Source organism: Chitinophaga rhizophila (assembly GCF_019492185.1).
GTDB classification, from domain to species: Bacteria; Bacteroidota; Bacteroidia; order Chitinophagales; family Chitinophagaceae; genus Chitinophaga; species Chitinophaga rhizophila.
In genome coordinates this window covers 2,052,585-2,067,963 of the sequence record NZ_JAICCF010000001.1, presented here as the reverse complement: position 1 = coordinate 2,067,963, position 15,379 = coordinate 2,052,585, and the positions used below count along the sequence as shown (strand labels likewise).

Here is a 15,379-nt window from a genome sequence, read left to right as displayed (position 1 = left end):
ATTGATTCGGAGCATGGAGTCTATATGATAGTATATAAGGAAAAAGCGGTAGCCCGTATGGCTGCCGCTTTTTCTTTTGATATAGTCTCACTGTATGTTTCCGGCAGACCGGTGTCATTTATCGGGTAATCAACTGACTGGTACGATCGAGTGTTTCTTCCAGTTCTAGCACCAGGCGGTCTACGATATTGCGTACGGGCAGGATATCTTCGACCATTTCGACACTTTGTCCGGCAGTCCATAGTTGTTGATAATTGCCGGGTTTAACAGCTTGTTCCAGCTTCTTCATACCTCTGACCTGTACCAGCATTTTGAAATATTTGCGGGTACTGGCGTTTTTACTCAGTTGTTTTTCCAGCCAGTTCTGTTTGTAGCCGATTTTTTGTGCAGCGGGCGTGTTAATCACGTTACACGGAGTGCCGGATAGTCTTTCAGTTAATACAATATCTTCCATGCCATAATCCAGAATGGCGTTTTTATAATCATTGCTTACGCCGGCTTCTTCACTGGCGATGAAGCGGGTACCGATGGATGCGCCATGTGCTCCGAGTATGAGGGCGCTGGCCAGTTGTTGTCCGGTAGCAATGCCACCAGCTGCTACGAGGATTTTGTCAGGAAAGGCTTTTTGCAGGGCGGGCACGAGGATATGCATAGGGTAGGGGCCGGCATGACCACCAGCACCTACGCATACAGCAATGAAGCCGTCGCATCCTGCCTGGGCAGCTTTTTCAGCGTGCTGGATGTTGGTAACATCACAGAGTACCTTTGCACCGTAGCTATGAGCGGCGGCAATCACTTCTTTGGGGTTACCCAGAGAAGTGATATAGAACGGAACTTCAGCAGCGACACAGTCTTTCAGGTGTTTGGCATAGAGTGGGTTTGTCTTTTGGACAATCAGGTTAACACCATAAGAGCCTTGTCCGGGGGGCAGTTGCGCCCGGTGTTGATTGAGTTGTTCCAGCACTTGCTTCAATTCTCCTTCTTTTCGGTAGTTGAGGGAGGGGAAAGTACCGGCGATCCCGCTGTCCATGGCAGCTTTGACCATTTTTTCATTGCTGACGAGGAACATGGGAGCCATAATAACCGGATGGCGGATGGCAAGGGCTGAGGTTAGTTGCATAAGTGGACGTTTGAGCTATGATCTGACGGCGAGCTGTCTGGCCACGAATTTACCCAGGATATCAAATTCCAGGTTAATAGTATGTCCGGGCTGAACAGCGGAAATATTAGTGTGTTCGTATGTATATGGAATTACGGCGATGGTAAATTCCGTATTAGTAACATTATATATAGTAAGGCTGATACCGTTGAGGCAGATGGAGCCTTTTTCCACAATCAGGCCGGCAAATTGTTCCGGGTAGCGGAAGCGGAACTCCCAGCTGCCGTTTTGCGGGGTGACAGATATGCATTCGCCAGTACTGTCCACATGGCCTTGCACCAGGTGTCCGTCAATACGGCCATTAAATATCATGGCTCTTTCCAGGTTTACTTTCTGGCCGGGGGTAAGTTGTCCGATATTACTTTTAATGAGTGTTTCGGCTACGGCAACGATATCGTATGATTCGTTGTCAACGCGGGTGACGGTCAGGCAGACGCCGTTATGGGCTAGGCTCTGGTCTATTTTAAGTTCGGGTGCCAGGGAAGAGCGGATGGTGATGACCATATTGCTACCTTCCTGTCTGGTGGCTATTACTTCTCCTAATGATTCAATTATTCCTGTAAACATGGGGCTAATTTAAGTAATAATAGGGATACGGGTGCGGTAGGGGGAGGTGTTGACATTTTTTTGATAATTAAAAAGAATGTTTTACTTTTGCCTTCCTGAAAAAAAAGGAGTATTAATTATGTTGATCATCGATTCCAAAGATTGCGAAAACATTGACAAGGCGCTCAAAAAATATAAAAAGAAATTTGAGAAAGCTCGCATCCTGTTGCAACTCAGGTCACGTCAATCTTTCACAAAACCTTCTGTTAAGCGTCGTACGCAAGTGCTGAAAGCTGTTTACAAACAGCAGTTAGCCAGTGGTAAATTAGACAATTGATTCTATCGGGGGTAATTCCCCACGCAAAATATCTGATGATTGTAAGGTTTACCATAACTTTACAATCATCAATTTTTTTATTTTGAGTGAAGTCTTACACCCGGTAGCCAATCAATTTTTGGCTTATATTCAGTATCAGAAGCGTTATTCTGCGCACACTTTCACTGCATATCAGCAGGATCTTACCCAGTTTTTTATTTTTTTGAAGTCACAATACGGCGATGTGTCCCTTCCGGACATATCGCATTTGCATGTCCGGTCGTGGCTGGCCTCACTGATGCGGGAGGGCATGTTAGCGAAGAGTATTAACCGCAAGATTTCCACACTTAAGTCTTTTTACAAGTATGCGATGCGTCATAAGGAGGTGACTACTACTCCGATGACGAAAGTGACGGCTCCGAAGATCGGGGTGCGGTTACCTGCGTTTATAGACGAGAAGGGGATGAAGGCATTGGCGGATAACAGGAGTTTGCGCCGGGGAAATGAGGGAGAGCCGATATTCAGTGATGACCTGACGGGGAAGACGCACCGGCTGATATTTGAGATGTTTTATCAGACAGGCATCCGTTTATCGGAGTTGATGGGGTTAAAGGCGCGGCATGTGGATGGGATCAGGTTAACCATCAAGGTGATGGGAAAGGGGAGTAAGGAACGTATTATACCTATCAGTGAGGGGTTATTGAAGCAGATCCTGGAGTATCGAGCGATGTGTAAAAGGGATTTAGCGGAGCCGGACCCGGAGATACTGATTATGAATCCGCAGAGTGGGAAGCCATTATATTCGCGTTATGTATACAATGTAGTGCATACTTACCTCACTTATCATGAGCTGACGACGATCAGCCGTAGAAGTCCACATATTATCAGGCATACCTTTGCCACACATCTTACTAATAACGGTGCGGATCTGAATGCAGTGAAAGATCTGTTGGGTCATGCAAGTTTGGCGTCAACGCAGGTATATACGCACAATAGCATTGACAGGTTGAAGGATGCGTACAGAAAGGCACATCCGAAGGGCGAATAGGACGTTTTGTACAGCTTTAACAAAATATTACTAAATGGTTATGTAAAAGAGTTGAAAGTTCATTAAATTAGTAATGAGTTCTTTGTATACTTTTTTCATTAGTCGATATCCATGACCATTAACACAATGAAAGCCTATGGACGTAATGTTACGAGCATGTACAAGATTGTTTAAAACTAAAAATTAGTGCTATGAACGTTCAAATTCAAACAGTACACTTTGACGCTGACTCTAAATTGATTGATCATGTGAGTAAAAAAATTCAAAAACTCAACACTTTTTATGACCGGATCATCAGCGTGGAAGTATTTTTAAAACTGGATGGAATTGCCCATCAGATTAAGGATAAAATAGCAGAAATAAAAGTCCACATCCCGCGCCAAGACTTATTTGTAAAGCACGAATCCAAATCTTTCGAGGAGTCATTTGATCTCGCCTTTGACTCTGTCGTTAACCAGATAAAGAGAACGAAAGAGAAAAAATTTCAATAAAATCTTAAAAATATTTTGGAATTAAATATCTGATTACTACCTTTGCCATCCCGATCAAAAAAAGGGATCGGCGAAGGTAGTAAAGTTCTTTACTGTACGGTGTTTTAGCCAATTAATACAAGTCGTAAAAGTTGGTATCCCGGTTGCGAAAAAAAAAGATTTTTGAAAAAAAATTTGGTGAAATGAAAAAATCACTTACCTTTGCAACCTCTTATAACGGATATCACTTATAAGATATCAGTATAATAAGCCAGCATAGCTCAGTTGGCCAGAGCTACTGATTTGTAATCAGTGGGTCGGGGGTTCGAATCCCTCTGCTGGCTCCGGAAAATTCCGAAGCAAAAAATAGTCCGGACGGACAATGATTTGGAGAGGAGTTTAAGGTAAAATGGGCAGGTTCCAGAGTGGCCAAATGGGGCGGACTGTAAATCCGCTGTCTACGACTTCATAGGTTCGAATCCTATCCTGCCCACACAGCGCAAATGTTCCGCCTTTGCCCCTAGCAAAGGCGGAACTTGTCTGTTAAGTGCAGGTTCTCTGATATAAGAAGGAGAGCGATAGAGTTGAGGCAAAGTTCTTTTTAATGTGTACCATTTATTAAATGCGGGAGTAGCTCAGTTGGTAGAGCGACAGCCTTCCAAGCTGTAGGTCGCGGGTTCGAGCCTCGTCTCCCGCTCATAGTGATACCGGTTCAACATTAGTTGTGGTATTACATGGGATGAAAGTTCTTTAAAAATTTTCAATGCTGTTGTAGCTCAGGGGTAGAGCACTTCCTTGGTAAGGAAGAGGTCGTGAGTTCAATTCTCATCAACAGCTCAACGGATTTCCAAACATCCGAGGTCCGGATTCGTTGTAGCTCAGTGGCAGAGCGTACCGGTAAAAACGGGAAGGGCGTGAGTTCAATTCTCATCAGCGAGGCAAGTTTGTAAAAGCCGTTTTTCAAAACAACTATCAATACAATCTTTACAAACCATCTAAAAAAAATACAATGGCAAAAGAAACCTTTAAGCGGGATAAACCCCACGTAAACATTGGTACCATCGGCCACGTTGACCACGGTAAGACTACCTTAACTGCTGCCATTACCAATATTTTGGCAAGCAAGGGTCTGGCAGAGAAGAAAGGATATGATGAGATCGATGCTGCTCCTGAAGAAAAAGAAAGAGGTATTACCATCAATACAGCACACGTTGAGTATCAGACAGCTAACCGCCACTACGCGCACGTTGACTGTCCTGGTCACGCTGACTATGTGAAAAACATGATCACTGGTGCTGCGCAGATGGACGGTGCTATCCTGGTGGTTGCCGCTACAGATGGTCCTATGCCACAAACTAAAGAACACATCCTCCTGGCTCGTCAGGTAGGCGTTCCTCGTATCGTTGTGTTCATGAACAAAGTTGACCTGGTTGATGACGCTGAGCTGCTGGAACTGGTTGAACTGGAAATCCGCGAACTGCTGAGCAAATATAACTATGATGGTGATAACACACCAATCATCAAAGGTTCTGCAACCGGCGCTCTGGCTGGTGAAGAAAAATGGGTAGCTGCAGTTGATGAACTGATGTCCGCAGTAGATGAATACATCCCACTGCCTCCACGTCCAGTTGATCTGCCGTTCCTGATGTCTGTAGAAGACGTATTCTCTATCACTGGTCGTGGTACTGTTGCAACAGGCCGTATCGAGCGTGGTAAGATTAAAGTAGGTGAACCAGTTGAAATCGTTGGTCTGATCGAAAAACCACTGACTTCTACATGTACTGGTGTTGAGATGTTCAAAAAATTACTGGATGAGGGTGAAGCTGGTGACAACGCTGGTCTGCTGCTCCGTGGTATTGAGAAATCTCAGATCCGTCGTGGTATGGTTATCGTTAAACCTGGATCTATCACTCCGCACACCGAATTTAAAGGCGAAGTATACGTACTGAGCAAAGAAGAAGGTGGCCGTCACACTCCGTTCTTCAACAAATACCGTCCGCAGTTCTACTTCCGTACAACTGACGTAACTGGTGAAGTTGAATTACCAGCAGGTGTTGAAATGGTTATGCCTGGTGATAACGTTTCTCTGTTAGTGAAACTGATCGCTCCTATCGCTATGGAGAAAGGTCTGAAATTCGCTATCCGTGAAGGTGGCCGTACCGTAGGTGCTGGTCAGGTTACTGAAATCGTTAAGTAATCACTTTGATATAATTAAAGGCCATTAGCAATTAGCAAATTGCAGCCGTCAGATAGATTTAATTTATGTAAATTTGTTTTGTCGGATAGCCTTAGGCTGAAGCTAATGGTCTTTTATACACGGGCATAGTTCAATGGTAGAATAGAGGTCTCCAAAACCTTTGATCTGGGTTCGAATCCTAGTGCCCGTGCTAAAATTGGTGAAAAGTGAAGGCTTTTCACCTTTCATGTTTTCAAACGGTTAATTTTTCAAACCAATGAATAAGGTTAGAGCATACTTCCGGGAGTCTTATCACGAGCTGGTTCATAAAGTATCCTGGCCTACATGGCAGGAGCTGCAGTCTTCCACAATGATTGTCTTAATTGCTACTATAGTTATCACTGCGATCGTTTGGGGTATGGACGCCCTCTCTCATCTCATGCTGACTCAATACTATAAAATTATTTCATAATGATCGATGCATCCAATAACCCTGCAGAAGAAACTAACATTCCGACCCAGGACACCAAATGGTACGTTCTGCGCGTAGTGAGTGGTAAAGAGAAGAAGGTAAAAGAATACCTGGATATCGAAGTACGCCGCTCCGATTGGGGTAACGTAATTACCCAGATATTTTTACCAGTAGAGAAAGTCTATAAAGTGCAAGCAGGTAAAAAGGTGATGCGCGAGAAAAACTTCTACCCTGGTTACGTAATGATCGAGGCAATAGATGGTAAGATGACTGATGAAGTTATCCAATCTATCCGCAACGTATCCGGCGTAATCCACTTCCTGGGTAAAGATAAGCCAATCGCCCTGCGCAAGGCAGAAGTCAATAAGATGTTAGGTAAAGTAGATGAAATGTCTGACAACGGACTGACCATGAGCGAACCTTTCATTGTTGGCGAGACTATCAAGATTATCGACGGACCTTTCAACGACTTCAATGGTATTATCGAAGAGGTAATCGAAGACAAGAAGAAGCTGAAAGTGACTGTAAAAATCTTCGGTCGTGCTACTCCTGTAGAGCTGAACTTTATGCAGGTAGAAAAAATAAGCTAACTATTTCAGCAATCATATTAAAAACGCCTCGTTCTAAGCGAGGCGTTTTTTTATTGTCTATTTTTTCCGGTTAAACTTGATCTCCATGGCCTTAAATTCCTTTCCGTCATGCGTCATGTACATCTCCATCTGATGATGGTCATCATCTAACAACTTAAAGATTTCTCTCACCGGCATGTCTTTACCCGTCATCGGGTCATATGCCTTACCAGTAAAAGTGATGGATTTGGTGGCATCATCCCAGGTCCCTTCAGTAGTCATGATACCTGTACCCATATTATCGATCCAGCTATTCACAAAAATCTTCTTTCCATTATCATAAGCTAATACGCCGTGACCCTCAAAAGGCATTCCCATCATTGTGCCCTTATGAATAGATTCCTGGTAGCGGCCTCCTAATATCATCTTGTTGACAGTAGTACCGGTTGATTTCGTTGGTGGCTGATCCGCAGCCATCCACATCGTCATATCAAAATCCCATTCCCCATCTGATTTGGCAATCATCTGATGGATCTGACCGGGACTCATATAATCCATCCAGGCTTTCTCTTCCGCAGATTGCGCCTTTCCGGCGGTGTTAAACAAAAGAAAGAATACGATCGCTGAGGCTGAAAATAACAATAGACGTCTCATAATTGGTGGAGTTTTATTGAAGAAATAACGTTTAAAACGAGAGAAGGTTGGCACCATGTCCGCTGTAAATCGTTGATTATTCTTAGTTTTGTGACTTCTTTGATGATATATATGAGATCTGTATACCTATTGTTAGCTGTAATGATATTTGCAATCAGCACATATGCACAGCCTAAAGAGAGAGTGAGCAGCGAGCGCCCTGTACCAGCCGCTATGACGATTCCGGCAGATGATTGTCGTACCCCGGTAACACTAAGTCATTATCTTAGCGCACACACCACTTCACAACGGGAATTTGTTCGTCAGCTATATAGCTGGATCGTTTGGATCATCAGCTATGATGTGACCAATATGTATAAGCCCGATTATTATAAAGATACGCTGGACGCAGCCAACAAGACATTGGCTACGAAGGCCGGTGTTTGTCAGGGGTATGCAAATCTGTACTATCTGACCTGTAAAGAGGCTGGTATTCCGGTACAGTTGATCGGTGGATATACCAAAACGCAGGGTAGGATTGATAATGCCAGCCATGCATGGGTGGCTGTTCGCCTGGACACGACCTGGTACATGACGGATCCGACCTGGGGTGCCGGGGTAGTTAATAATAACAAGTTTTTGCGTAAGCCGGTAGAGAGTTATTACCTGGTATCGCCGGCAGCGTTTATCAGAACGCATATGCCATTTGATCCGCTGTGGCAGTTGCTGGATCATCCGGTAAGAAATGAAGAGTTCCGTGATAATAACTGGGCGGCTGCTGCCGGCAGAGGTGTATACAATTATAAAGATTCAGTAGCTGCTTATAATAATATGGGCGACGACCTGCTGAAGTACAGGCTGGTAGTTAGTAGAATAGAAGGCGCAGGTATTACCAATCAGATGATCAGTCATGAACTGATGTATTTCAAGAACCTGGTAAGATTTATTGAAGATAACCGGAAGGTGGCAGCGCAGAACAGGCAGATTGATGATTTTAATACAAGCAGTAGTAAGTATAACAGGGCCGTTAACCTGTTCAATGATTTTGTACAGTATAAGAATAATCAGTTCAGACCTGCGAAATCTGACCAGGAGATTAAGGATATGGTAGCGGCGATCAGTAAAAAATTAGCAGAGAGCAGGAATGGTTTGGCGGGGTTAGATAGGAATGAGCCGGCGTTGAAGCGTAATATTGCAGAGCTGGAGGAGTCGTTGGCGGGACTGGAGAAGCGGGTAGTGGAGGAGCAGGCATTTGTGGAGAAATATGTGAAGACTGGCAAGCTGTTCAGAAAATCTTTATTTTATAAGACGACATGGATGGGAATACCATTAAATTAAACTAGATTTGTTGCCAACCATAGAGACATGGATAATGCCCTTGATAGTTTTTACTGAGGAGGGTTTAAGATAAAATACTTTTGCAATAGAATTGTAAAATTTCTGCCCCGAACTGATTATAATAGCAAAAAGAATGCCCGAAAGCAAATTCTTTTTGAGATTTAATATATTATTGTCTACCTTTGCATCCCCTTTAAAAGGTAAATTTTCTCCTTTTAGTTTTGGGAGTTTCGTCAGAAACGAGACGTTTTAACCAAATTAAACATTATAACATGGCAAAAGAGATCGCTACGTATGTGAAATTGCAGGTGAAGGGCGGCCAGGCCAACCCTGCTCCTCCGATTGGTCCCGCGCTGGGTTCCAAAGGTGTGAACATCATGGAGTTCTGCAAGCAGTTCAATGCCCGTACCCAGGATAAAATGGGTAAAGTATTGCCTGTGTTGCTGACAGTTTACACTGACAAGTCTTTTGATTTCGTAATTAAGACGCCTCCTGCTGCTGTTCAGCTGCTGGAAGCTGCCAAATTGCAGAGTGGTTCTAAAGAGCCTAACCGTAACAAGGTTGGTAAAGTTACCTGGGCACAGGTAGAAGCGATAGCTCAGGACAAGATGGCTGACCTGAACTGCTTCACCAAAGAAAGCGCTATGAAGATGGTAGCTGGTACTGCCCGTTCTATGGGTATTACTGTTGATGGTAACGCTCCGTGGAGTAACTAATTGTGTCACCCTGTTGAACGCAGGTTAACTTTAAAAACATTTTGCAATGGCAACTAAGAACAGAAAAGCAGCCGATACAAAGGTGGACAAAAACAAGGTTTACAGCCTGAAAGAAGCTTCCACACTTGTAAAAGATATTAACTGCACTAAATTCGACAGCTCTGTCGATTTACATATCCGTCTGGGCGTTGATCCCAAGAAAGCAGACCAGGCTATCCGTGGTTCCGTAACGCTTCCCCACGGTACTGGTAAAACAAAACGTGTACTGGTTCTTTGCACACCTGATAAAGAAGCTGCTGCAAAAGAAGCTGGTGCTGATCATGTTGGTCTGGACGAGTATATCCAGAAGATTGAAGCTGGTTGGACTGATATCGATGTAATCGTAGCTACTCCTGCTGTGATGCCTAAGATCGGTAAACTGGGTAAGATCCTGGGTCCTCGTAACCTGATGCCAAACCCTAAAACAGGTACTGTTACTAATGATGTAGCGGCAGCTGTTAATGAGGTGAAAGGTGGTAAAATCACCTTTAAAGTGGATAAGGCAGGTATCATTCACGCTTCTATTGGCCGTGTTTCCTTTGCTTCTGATAAAATTGAGCAGAACTCTCAGGAGCTGATCAACGCTATCATCAAGCTGAAACCAGCTACAGCGAAAGGTACTTACCTGAAAGGACTGTCAATGGCGAGCACAATGAGCCCGAGCATTACAGTTGACACTAAATCAGTTCAAAACTAATGATTGGCCGGTTGGCAGATCAACAAACTGACAAAAGCTATGAACAAAGATCAAAAAAATGAGGTGATTGAACTGCTGAAAAGTAAGTTCACTCAATATAACAACTTCTACATCACTAACACTGAGTCACTGACTGTTGCACAGGTGAACAACCTGAGAAGAGTGTGTTTCGACAAGAATGTAGAAATGAAGGTGGCTAAAAACACCCTGATTCGTAAAGCACTGGAATCTCTGGATGCTGAAAAGTATGCAGGTGTTTACGATGCACTGAATGGTGTAACAGCCCTGATGTTCTCTGACAGTCCGAAAGAGCCGGCAGTAATTATTTCTGCTTTCCGTAAGGACAACAAGAAAACTGAGAAACCTGAGCTGAAAGCAGCTTTCGTAGGTGATGAAATTTACACTGGCGATGCTCAACTGGCTAACCTGGTGAAAATCAAAACCAAAAACGAACTCATCGGAGACGTTATTGGTCTGTTGCAATCTCCTGCAAAACGTGTTCTCGCTGGCTTGCTTGAAAAAGCTAAGAAAGAGGGTGCAGGTGCTGAAGTTGAAGCAGCTCCAGCTGAGTAATCAGCTACAAGCCTTACTGGGCTTACATAACAACAATGGCTTCCAAGTCACAATATAAATCATTACAATACTTAAAATTCTTAAAAACACTATACAATGGCAGACGTTAAAGCATTAGCCGAACAATTAGTAGGTTTAACTGTTAAAGAAGTTCAGGAACTGGCAGATTTTCTGAAGAGCGAATACGGCATCGAACCAGCTGCTGCAGCAGTAGTAGTTTCTGGTGATGCAGGTGGTGGCGCAGCTGCTGCTGAAGAGAAAACTTCCTTCAACGTTATCCTGAAAAATGCAGGTGCTAGCAAACTGAACGTAGTTAAGATCGTTAAAGACCTGACTGGTCTTGGTCTGAAAGAAGCTAAGGAACTGGTAGACGGTGCGCCTAAGCCACTGAAAGAAGGTGTTTCCAAAGCTGAAGCAGAAGATCTGAAAGCTAAGCTGGCTGAAGCTGGCGCTGAAGTTGAAATTCAGTAGTCTTTGCTTAAAGATACCTCTTTATAAAGGTCAAAAGTGCTCCTGGCACTTTTGGCCTTCTTCCCTTTGGGAAAGTGTCTTTTTGGAGCGTCAAATAAGGGGGAATCACCAGGTCGGTGGATCTGACACAACAAGCGAAGACAGAAATTTTGAGGGTATTTGACAAAGATGTCTTAATTTCCCCGATTCATGTTGTGATTTACTTCACAATATTATATAAGTTAATATAACTGCTAACTTCGAATATGTCTCTAAAAAAAGCCCAAGCAAACGAAAGAGTAAATTTTGGAAAGATCAAACAAGTTACTGAGACACCGGATCTGTTGGCTATCCAAATCCAATCTTTCAAGGATTTCTTCCAGTTAGAAACCACACCAGACAAACGTAACAATGAAGGCCTTTTTAAAGTATTCAAGGAGAACTTCCCGATTACAGATACCCGCAATATCTTCAATCTGGAGTTTCTGGACTACTTTGTAGACCCTCCGCGATATACGATAGAGGAATGTATTGAACGTGGGCTTACCTATTCTGTACCGCTGAAGGCGAAATTACGTCTGAGCTGTAACGATGAGGAGCACGTTGACTTCCAGACTATTGTGCAGGACGTATTCCTTGGGAATATACCCTACATGACGCCTAGAGGTACATTCGTGATTAATGGCGCTGAGCGCGTGGTAGTATCCCAACTCCACCGTTCTCCTGGTGTATTCTTTGGACAATCCATACATCCAAACGGTACTAAAATCTACTCTGCAAGGGTGATTCCGTTCAAAGGGGCGTGGATGGAGTTTGCGACTGACATTAACAACGTGATGTATGCTTACATCGACCGTAAGAAGAAGTTCCCTGTAACTACCCTTCTGCGTGCGATCGGCTACGAGACAGATAAAGATATCCTCCAGCTCTTCGGAATGGCTGACGAGGTGAAAGCAGATAAGAAGAGCCTGGAAAAATATGCCGGTAAGAAACTGGGTGCGCGCGTACTCAGAAGCTGGGTGGAAGATTTCGTAGATGAAGATACCGGTGAGGTAGTGAGCATTGAGCGTAATGAGATCATGCTGGAACGTGACAGCATCCTGGATGAGGCGAATATCGAGACCATCGTGGATATGGGCGTGAAAAGCGTGTTTGTGCAGAAAGAAGAGGTGAGCGGCGACTTCTCAATTATCTACAATACTTTAAATAAAGATACATCTAACTCTGAGCTGGAAGCAGTTCAGCACATCTACCGCCAGCTGCGTGGTGCAGATGCGCCGGATGATGAAACAGCAAGGGGTATCATCGATAAATTGTTCTTCTCTGACAAGCGTTATGATCTGGGTGATGTAGGTCGTTATAAGATCAACAGAAAACTGGGTCTTGGCACTCCGCTCAACATGAAAGTGTTGACCAAAGAAGACATCATTGCGATCATTAAATACCTGGTACAACTTACCAACAGTAAAGCGGAGATCGATGATATCGATCACCTGTCTAACCGTAGGGTGCGTACCGTGGGCGAACAGTTATATGCGCAGTTTGGTGTTGGTCTGGCCCGTATGGCCCGTACCATCCGTGAGAGAATGAACGTTCGTGATAATGAGGTATTTACACCAGTAGACCTGATCAATGCAAGAACACTTTCTTCTGTAATTAACTCCTTCTTCGGTACCAGCCAGCTGAGCCAGTTCCTGGATCAGACTAACCCGCTGTCTGAGATCACGCACAAGCGTCGTATCTCTGCCCTCGGTCCCGGCGGTCTTAGCCGTGAGAGAGCTGGTTTCGAGGTGCGTGACGTACACTATAGCCATTATGGCCGTCTGTGTACTATCGAAACTCCGGAAGGTCCGAACATCGGTCTGATCTCTACACTTTGCGTACACGCGAAAGTGAACGATATGGGCTTTATCGAAACTCCTTACCGTAAGGTGAATGAAGGTAAAGTTGATATGGATAATGTGAAGTTCCTGAGTGCGGAAGAAGAAGATTCGGTGAAGATTGCACAGGCAAATGCACCGCTTGATGAATCAGGCAACTTCGTTAATGATAAGGTGAAATCCCGTGAAACCGGTGACTTCCCTATCCTTGACAGAGGGGAGGTAGAATACATGGACGTTGCTCCTAACCAGATCGTGGGTCTGAGTGCTTCCCTGATTCCGTTCCTTGAGCATGATGATGCTAACCGTGCGTTGATGGGATCAAACATGCAACGTCAGGCTGTACCGCTGATCAATCCTCAGGTGCCTATCGTGGGTACTGGTCTGGAAGGAAAAGCTGCGCGTGACTCCCGTCTTCAGATCACTTCTGAAGGTAAAGGTGTGGTTGAATTTGTTGATGCAAACGAGATCCATGTTCGTTACGAGCGTGATGAAATGCAGAAACTGGTTTCCTTTGAGGATGACCTGAAAATATATCAGCTGACCAAATTCGTTAAAACTAACCAGAGCACCTGTATCAACCTGCGTCCTGCAGTGAAGAAAGGTCAGGTACTGGAGTTTGGCGACTTCCTGACTGAGGGTTATGCAACCCGTGGCGGTGAACTGGCGCTGGGCCGTAACATGAAAGTGGCGTTCATGCCATGGAAAGGTTACAACTTTGAGGATGCGATCGTAATCTCTGAGCGTGTAGGACGTGAAGACCTCTTCACCTCTATCCACATCGACGAATACGAGCTGGAAGTACGTGATACTAAACTGGGTGAAGAAGAACTGACTCCGGATATTCCAAACGTAAGTGAGGAAGCTACCAAAGATCTGGATCAGAACGGTATCATCCGTGTTGGTGCGCATATCAAAGAAGGCGACATCCTGATTGGTAAGATCACCCCACGTGGTGAATCTGATCCTTCTCCTGAAGAAAAACTGCTTCGTGCGATCTTCGGTGATAAGGCTTCTGATGCGAAAGACGCGTCCCTGAAGGCACCTCCAAGCACAGAAGGTGTGGTAATTGACAAGAAATTGTTCAGCCGCGCCAAGAAAGACAAGAACTCCAAAACACGTGAAAAAGCGGCACTGGAGAAACTTGAAAAAGTACACCAGAAGAATGAAGAAGACCTGCTGGAAGTACTCATGGGTAAATTGCTGACACTCCTGAAGGATAAAACTTCTCAGGGTATCACCAACACTTACGGTGAAGTACTGATCTCCAAAGGATCTAAATTCTCTTCCAAGAACCTGGCAAACATCGACTTTCAGAATGTGAATCCGCTTGGCTGGACTACCGACGAGGTGACCAACGATCAGATCAACACATTGCTGCACAACTATAACATCAAGTACAATGAAGAACTGGGACGTTACAAACGTGAGAAGTTCAACATTTCAATAGGTGATGAGTTACCAGCAGGCGTACTGAAACTGGCGAAGGTATACCTGGCCAGCAAACGTAAGCTGAAAGTGGGTGATAAGATGGCGGGCCGTCACGGTAACAAGGGTATTGTTGCCAAGATCGTTCGTGATGAAGATATGCCATTCCTGGAAGACGGAACACCGGTAGATATCGTACTGAACCCATTGGGCGTACCTTCCCGTATGAACCTTGGTCAGATTTACGAAACTGTACTTGGATGGGCTGGTCTGAAACTGGGAGTAAGATTTGCTACACCTATCTTCGACGGTGCTACTACCGAAGAGATAGCAGACTATATAGACGAAGCAGGTTTACCAAGCTTTGGCCATACTTACCTGTATGATGGCGAAACCGGAGAGCGTTTCCACCAGAAAGCTACCGTGGGTGTTATCTACATGCTGAAACTGAGCCACATGGTTGACGACAAAATGCACGCCCGTTCTATCGGACCGTACAGTCTCATTACACAGCAGCCGCTGGGTGGTAAGGCGCAGTTCGGTGGTCAGCGTTTTGGTGAGATGGAGGTGTGGGCATTGGAAGCATACGGTGCATCCAACATCCTGCAGGAGCTGTTAACCATTAAGTCTGATGATATCGTAGGCCGTGCTAAAGCATATGAGTCTATCGTTAAAGGCGATAACATACCAAAAGCAGGCGTACCGGAGTCCTTCAATGTATTGATACATGAGCTTCGCGGTCTGGGTCTGGATTTGAAATTTGATTAATATTTGTCCATAAGTGATGGTCCATAGTCCCTGGCAGCCGCCTGGGACTATGGGCCTTAGGCTTTAGATAGTCAGACACGGTCCATGGATCAGCTTCTATG

The 15,379-nt window shown here is 44.6% G+C and carries 15 protein-coding genes and 6 tRNA genes; 18 read left to right on the top strand and 3 right to left on the bottom strand.

All coding sequences use genetic code 11. The features are described from left to right. Nucleotides 1-118: 118 nt before the first annotated feature. The gene (locus tag K1Y79_RS07745) at nt 119-1,120 is read right to left on the bottom strand and encodes an NAD(P)H-dependent flavin oxidoreductase (RefSeq protein WP_220249414.1); all 1,002 of its coding nucleotides are present in this window, start codon (nt 1,118-1,120) and stop codon (nt 119-121) included. Between the two features lie 15 nt (nt 1,121-1,135). After that, nucleotides 1,136-1,726 (bottom strand): riboflavin synthase, encoded by a 591-nt coding sequence (locus tag K1Y79_RS07740; RefSeq protein WP_220249413.1) that lies wholly within the window; start codon nt 1,724-1,726, stop codon nt 1,136-1,138. Nucleotides 1,727-1,802: 76 nt separating this feature from the next. Here K1Y79_RS07740 and rpsU point away from each other — a divergent pair, with 76 nt between their 5' ends. From rpsU to nusG, 12 genes are all read left to right on the top strand, one after another. After that, nucleotides 1,803-2,042: a 30S ribosomal protein S21 gene (gene rpsU, locus K1Y79_RS07735; RefSeq protein ID WP_236059523.1), complete on the top strand. Its 240-nt coding sequence runs from the start codon at nt 1,803-1,805 to the stop codon at nt 2,040-2,042. Between the two features lie 82 nt (nt 2,043-2,124). Further along, nucleotides 2,125-3,069: a tyrosine-type recombinase/integrase gene (locus tag K1Y79_RS07730; protein ID WP_220249412.1), complete on the top strand. Its 945-nt coding sequence runs from the start codon at nt 2,125-2,127 to the stop codon at nt 3,067-3,069. Nucleotides 3,070-3,260: 191 nt separating this feature from the next. After that, the gene (locus tag K1Y79_RS07725) at nt 3,261-3,560 is read left to right on the top strand and encodes an HPF/RaiA family ribosome-associated protein (protein WP_220249411.1); all 300 of its coding nucleotides are present in this window, start codon (nt 3,261-3,263) and stop codon (nt 3,558-3,560) included. Nucleotides 3,561-3,809: 249 nt separating this feature from the next. Further along, nucleotides 3,810-3,883, top strand: a tRNA-Thr gene (locus tag K1Y79_RS07720). Nucleotides 3,884-3,950: 67 nt separating this feature from the next. Further along, nucleotides 3,951-4,032: transfer RNA gene (locus tag K1Y79_RS07715), tRNA-Tyr, on the top strand. Nucleotides 4,033-4,163: 131 nt separating this feature from the next. Beyond that, nucleotides 4,164-4,236 (top strand) — tRNA-Gly (locus K1Y79_RS07710). A gap of 68 nt (nt 4,237-4,304) precedes the next feature. Then, nucleotides 4,305-4,376, top strand: a tRNA-Thr gene (locus tag K1Y79_RS07705). Between the two features lie 30 nt (nt 4,377-4,406). Next, nucleotides 4,407-4,478 (top strand) — tRNA-Phe (locus K1Y79_RS07700). A gap of 70 nt (nt 4,479-4,548) precedes the next feature. After that, the gene (tuf, locus tag K1Y79_RS07695) at nt 4,549-5,736 is read left to right on the top strand and encodes an elongation factor Tu (RefSeq protein ID WP_220249410.1); all 1,188 of its coding nucleotides are present in this window, start codon (nt 4,549-4,551) and stop codon (nt 5,734-5,736) included. A gap of 119 nt (nt 5,737-5,855) precedes the next feature. Then, nucleotides 5,856-5,926: transfer RNA gene (locus tag K1Y79_RS07690), tRNA-Trp, on the top strand. Nucleotides 5,927-5,992: 66 nt separating this feature from the next. After that, the gene (gene secE, locus K1Y79_RS07685; protein ID WP_220249409.1) at nt 5,993-6,187 is read left to right on the top strand and encodes a preprotein translocase subunit SecE; all 195 of its coding nucleotides are present in this window, start codon (nt 5,993-5,995) and stop codon (nt 6,185-6,187) included. Next, nucleotides 6,187-6,777 (top strand): transcription termination/antitermination protein NusG, encoded by a 591-nt coding sequence (gene nusG / locus K1Y79_RS07680; RefSeq protein ID WP_012789374.1) that lies wholly within the window; start codon nt 6,187-6,189, stop codon nt 6,775-6,777. The genes secE and nusG overlap by 1 nt, the downstream gene beginning before the upstream one ends. 57 nt (nt 6,778-6,834) lie before the next feature. Here the strand turns inward: nusG and K1Y79_RS07675 are convergent, their stop codons facing one another. Further along, nucleotides 6,835-7,410 carry a DUF1579 domain-containing protein gene (locus K1Y79_RS07675; protein ID WP_220249408.1) on the bottom strand — a complete coding sequence of 192 codons (576 nt, stop codon included), beginning with the start codon at nt 7,408-7,410 and terminating at the stop codon, nt 6,835-6,837. 111 nt (nt 7,411-7,521) lie between these two features. Here K1Y79_RS07675 and K1Y79_RS07670 point away from each other — a divergent pair, with 111 nt between their 5' ends. From K1Y79_RS07670 to rpoB, 6 genes are all read left to right on the top strand, one after another. After that, nucleotides 7,522-8,727 (top strand): transglutaminase domain-containing protein, encoded by a 1,206-nt coding sequence (locus tag K1Y79_RS07670; protein WP_220249407.1) that lies wholly within the window; start codon nt 7,522-7,524, stop codon nt 8,725-8,727. Between the two features lie 272 nt (nt 8,728-8,999). Next, a complete protein-coding gene (gene rplK / locus K1Y79_RS07665; protein ID WP_220249406.1) occupies nt 9,000-9,443 on the top strand; it encodes a 50S ribosomal protein L11 in 444 nt (147 codons plus the stop codon). 46 nt (nt 9,444-9,489) lie between these two features. Continuing rightward, nucleotides 9,490-10,179: a 50S ribosomal protein L1 gene (gene rplA / locus K1Y79_RS07660; protein WP_220249405.1), complete on the top strand. Its 690-nt coding sequence runs from the start codon at nt 9,490-9,492 to the stop codon at nt 10,177-10,179. Nucleotides 10,180-10,218: 39 nt separating this feature from the next. Continuing rightward, nucleotides 10,219-10,752: a 50S ribosomal protein L10 gene (gene rplJ / locus K1Y79_RS07655; protein ID WP_220249404.1), complete on the top strand. Its 534-nt coding sequence runs from the start codon at nt 10,219-10,221 to the stop codon at nt 10,750-10,752. A gap of 96 nt (nt 10,753-10,848) precedes the next feature. Continuing rightward, entirely contained in the window at nt 10,849-11,223 is a 375-nt protein-coding gene (gene rplL, locus K1Y79_RS07650) for a 50S ribosomal protein L7/L12 (protein WP_220249403.1), read from the top strand. Nucleotides 11,224-11,468: 245 nt separating this feature from the next. After that, complete coding sequence (gene rpoB / locus K1Y79_RS07645; RefSeq protein ID WP_220249402.1) at nt 11,469-15,278, top strand: DNA-directed RNA polymerase subunit beta; 3,810 nt, start codon at nt 11,469-11,471, stop codon at nt 15,276-15,278. Nucleotides 15,279-15,379: the final 101 nt, after the last annotated feature.

Coding starts and splice junctions, on each gene's coding strand:
- K1Y79_RS07745 (WP_220249414.1), bottom strand. CDS start 1,120: ATGCAACTAACCTCAGCCCTTGCCATCCGCCATCCGGTTATTATGGCT.
- K1Y79_RS07740 (WP_220249413.1), bottom strand. CDS start 1,726: ATGTTTACAGGAATAATTGAATCATTAGGAGAAGTAATAGCCACCAGA.
- rpsU (WP_236059523.1), top strand. CDS start 1,803: ATGTTTTACTTTTGCCTTCCTGAAAAAAAAGGAGTATTAATTATGTTG.
- K1Y79_RS07725 (WP_220249411.1), top strand. CDS start 3,261: ATGAACGTTCAAATTCAAACAGTACACTTTGACGCTGACTCTAAATTG.
- tuf (WP_220249410.1), top strand. CDS start 4,549: ATGGCAAAAGAAACCTTTAAGCGGGATAAACCCCACGTAAACATTGGT.
- secE (WP_220249409.1), top strand. CDS start 5,993: ATGAATAAGGTTAGAGCATACTTCCGGGAGTCTTATCACGAGCTGGTT.
- nusG (WP_012789374.1), top strand. CDS start 6,187: ATGATCGATGCATCCAATAACCCTGCAGAAGAAACTAACATTCCGACC.
- K1Y79_RS07675 (WP_220249408.1), bottom strand. CDS start 7,410: ATGAGACGTCTATTGTTATTTTCAGCCTCAGCGATCGTATTCTTTCTT.
- K1Y79_RS07670 (WP_220249407.1), top strand. CDS start 7,522: ATGAGATCTGTATACCTATTGTTAGCTGTAATGATATTTGCAATCAGC.
- rplK (WP_220249406.1), top strand. CDS start 9,000: ATGGCAAAAGAGATCGCTACGTATGTGAAATTGCAGGTGAAGGGCGGC.
- rplA (WP_220249405.1), top strand. CDS start 9,490: ATGGCAACTAAGAACAGAAAAGCAGCCGATACAAAGGTGGACAAAAAC.
- rplJ (WP_220249404.1), top strand. CDS start 10,219: ATGAACAAAGATCAAAAAAATGAGGTGATTGAACTGCTGAAAAGTAAG.
- rplL (WP_220249403.1), top strand. CDS start 10,849: ATGGCAGACGTTAAAGCATTAGCCGAACAATTAGTAGGTTTAACTGTT.
- rpoB (WP_220249402.1), top strand. CDS start 11,469: ATGTCTCTAAAAAAAGCCCAAGCAAACGAAAGAGTAAATTTTGGAAAG.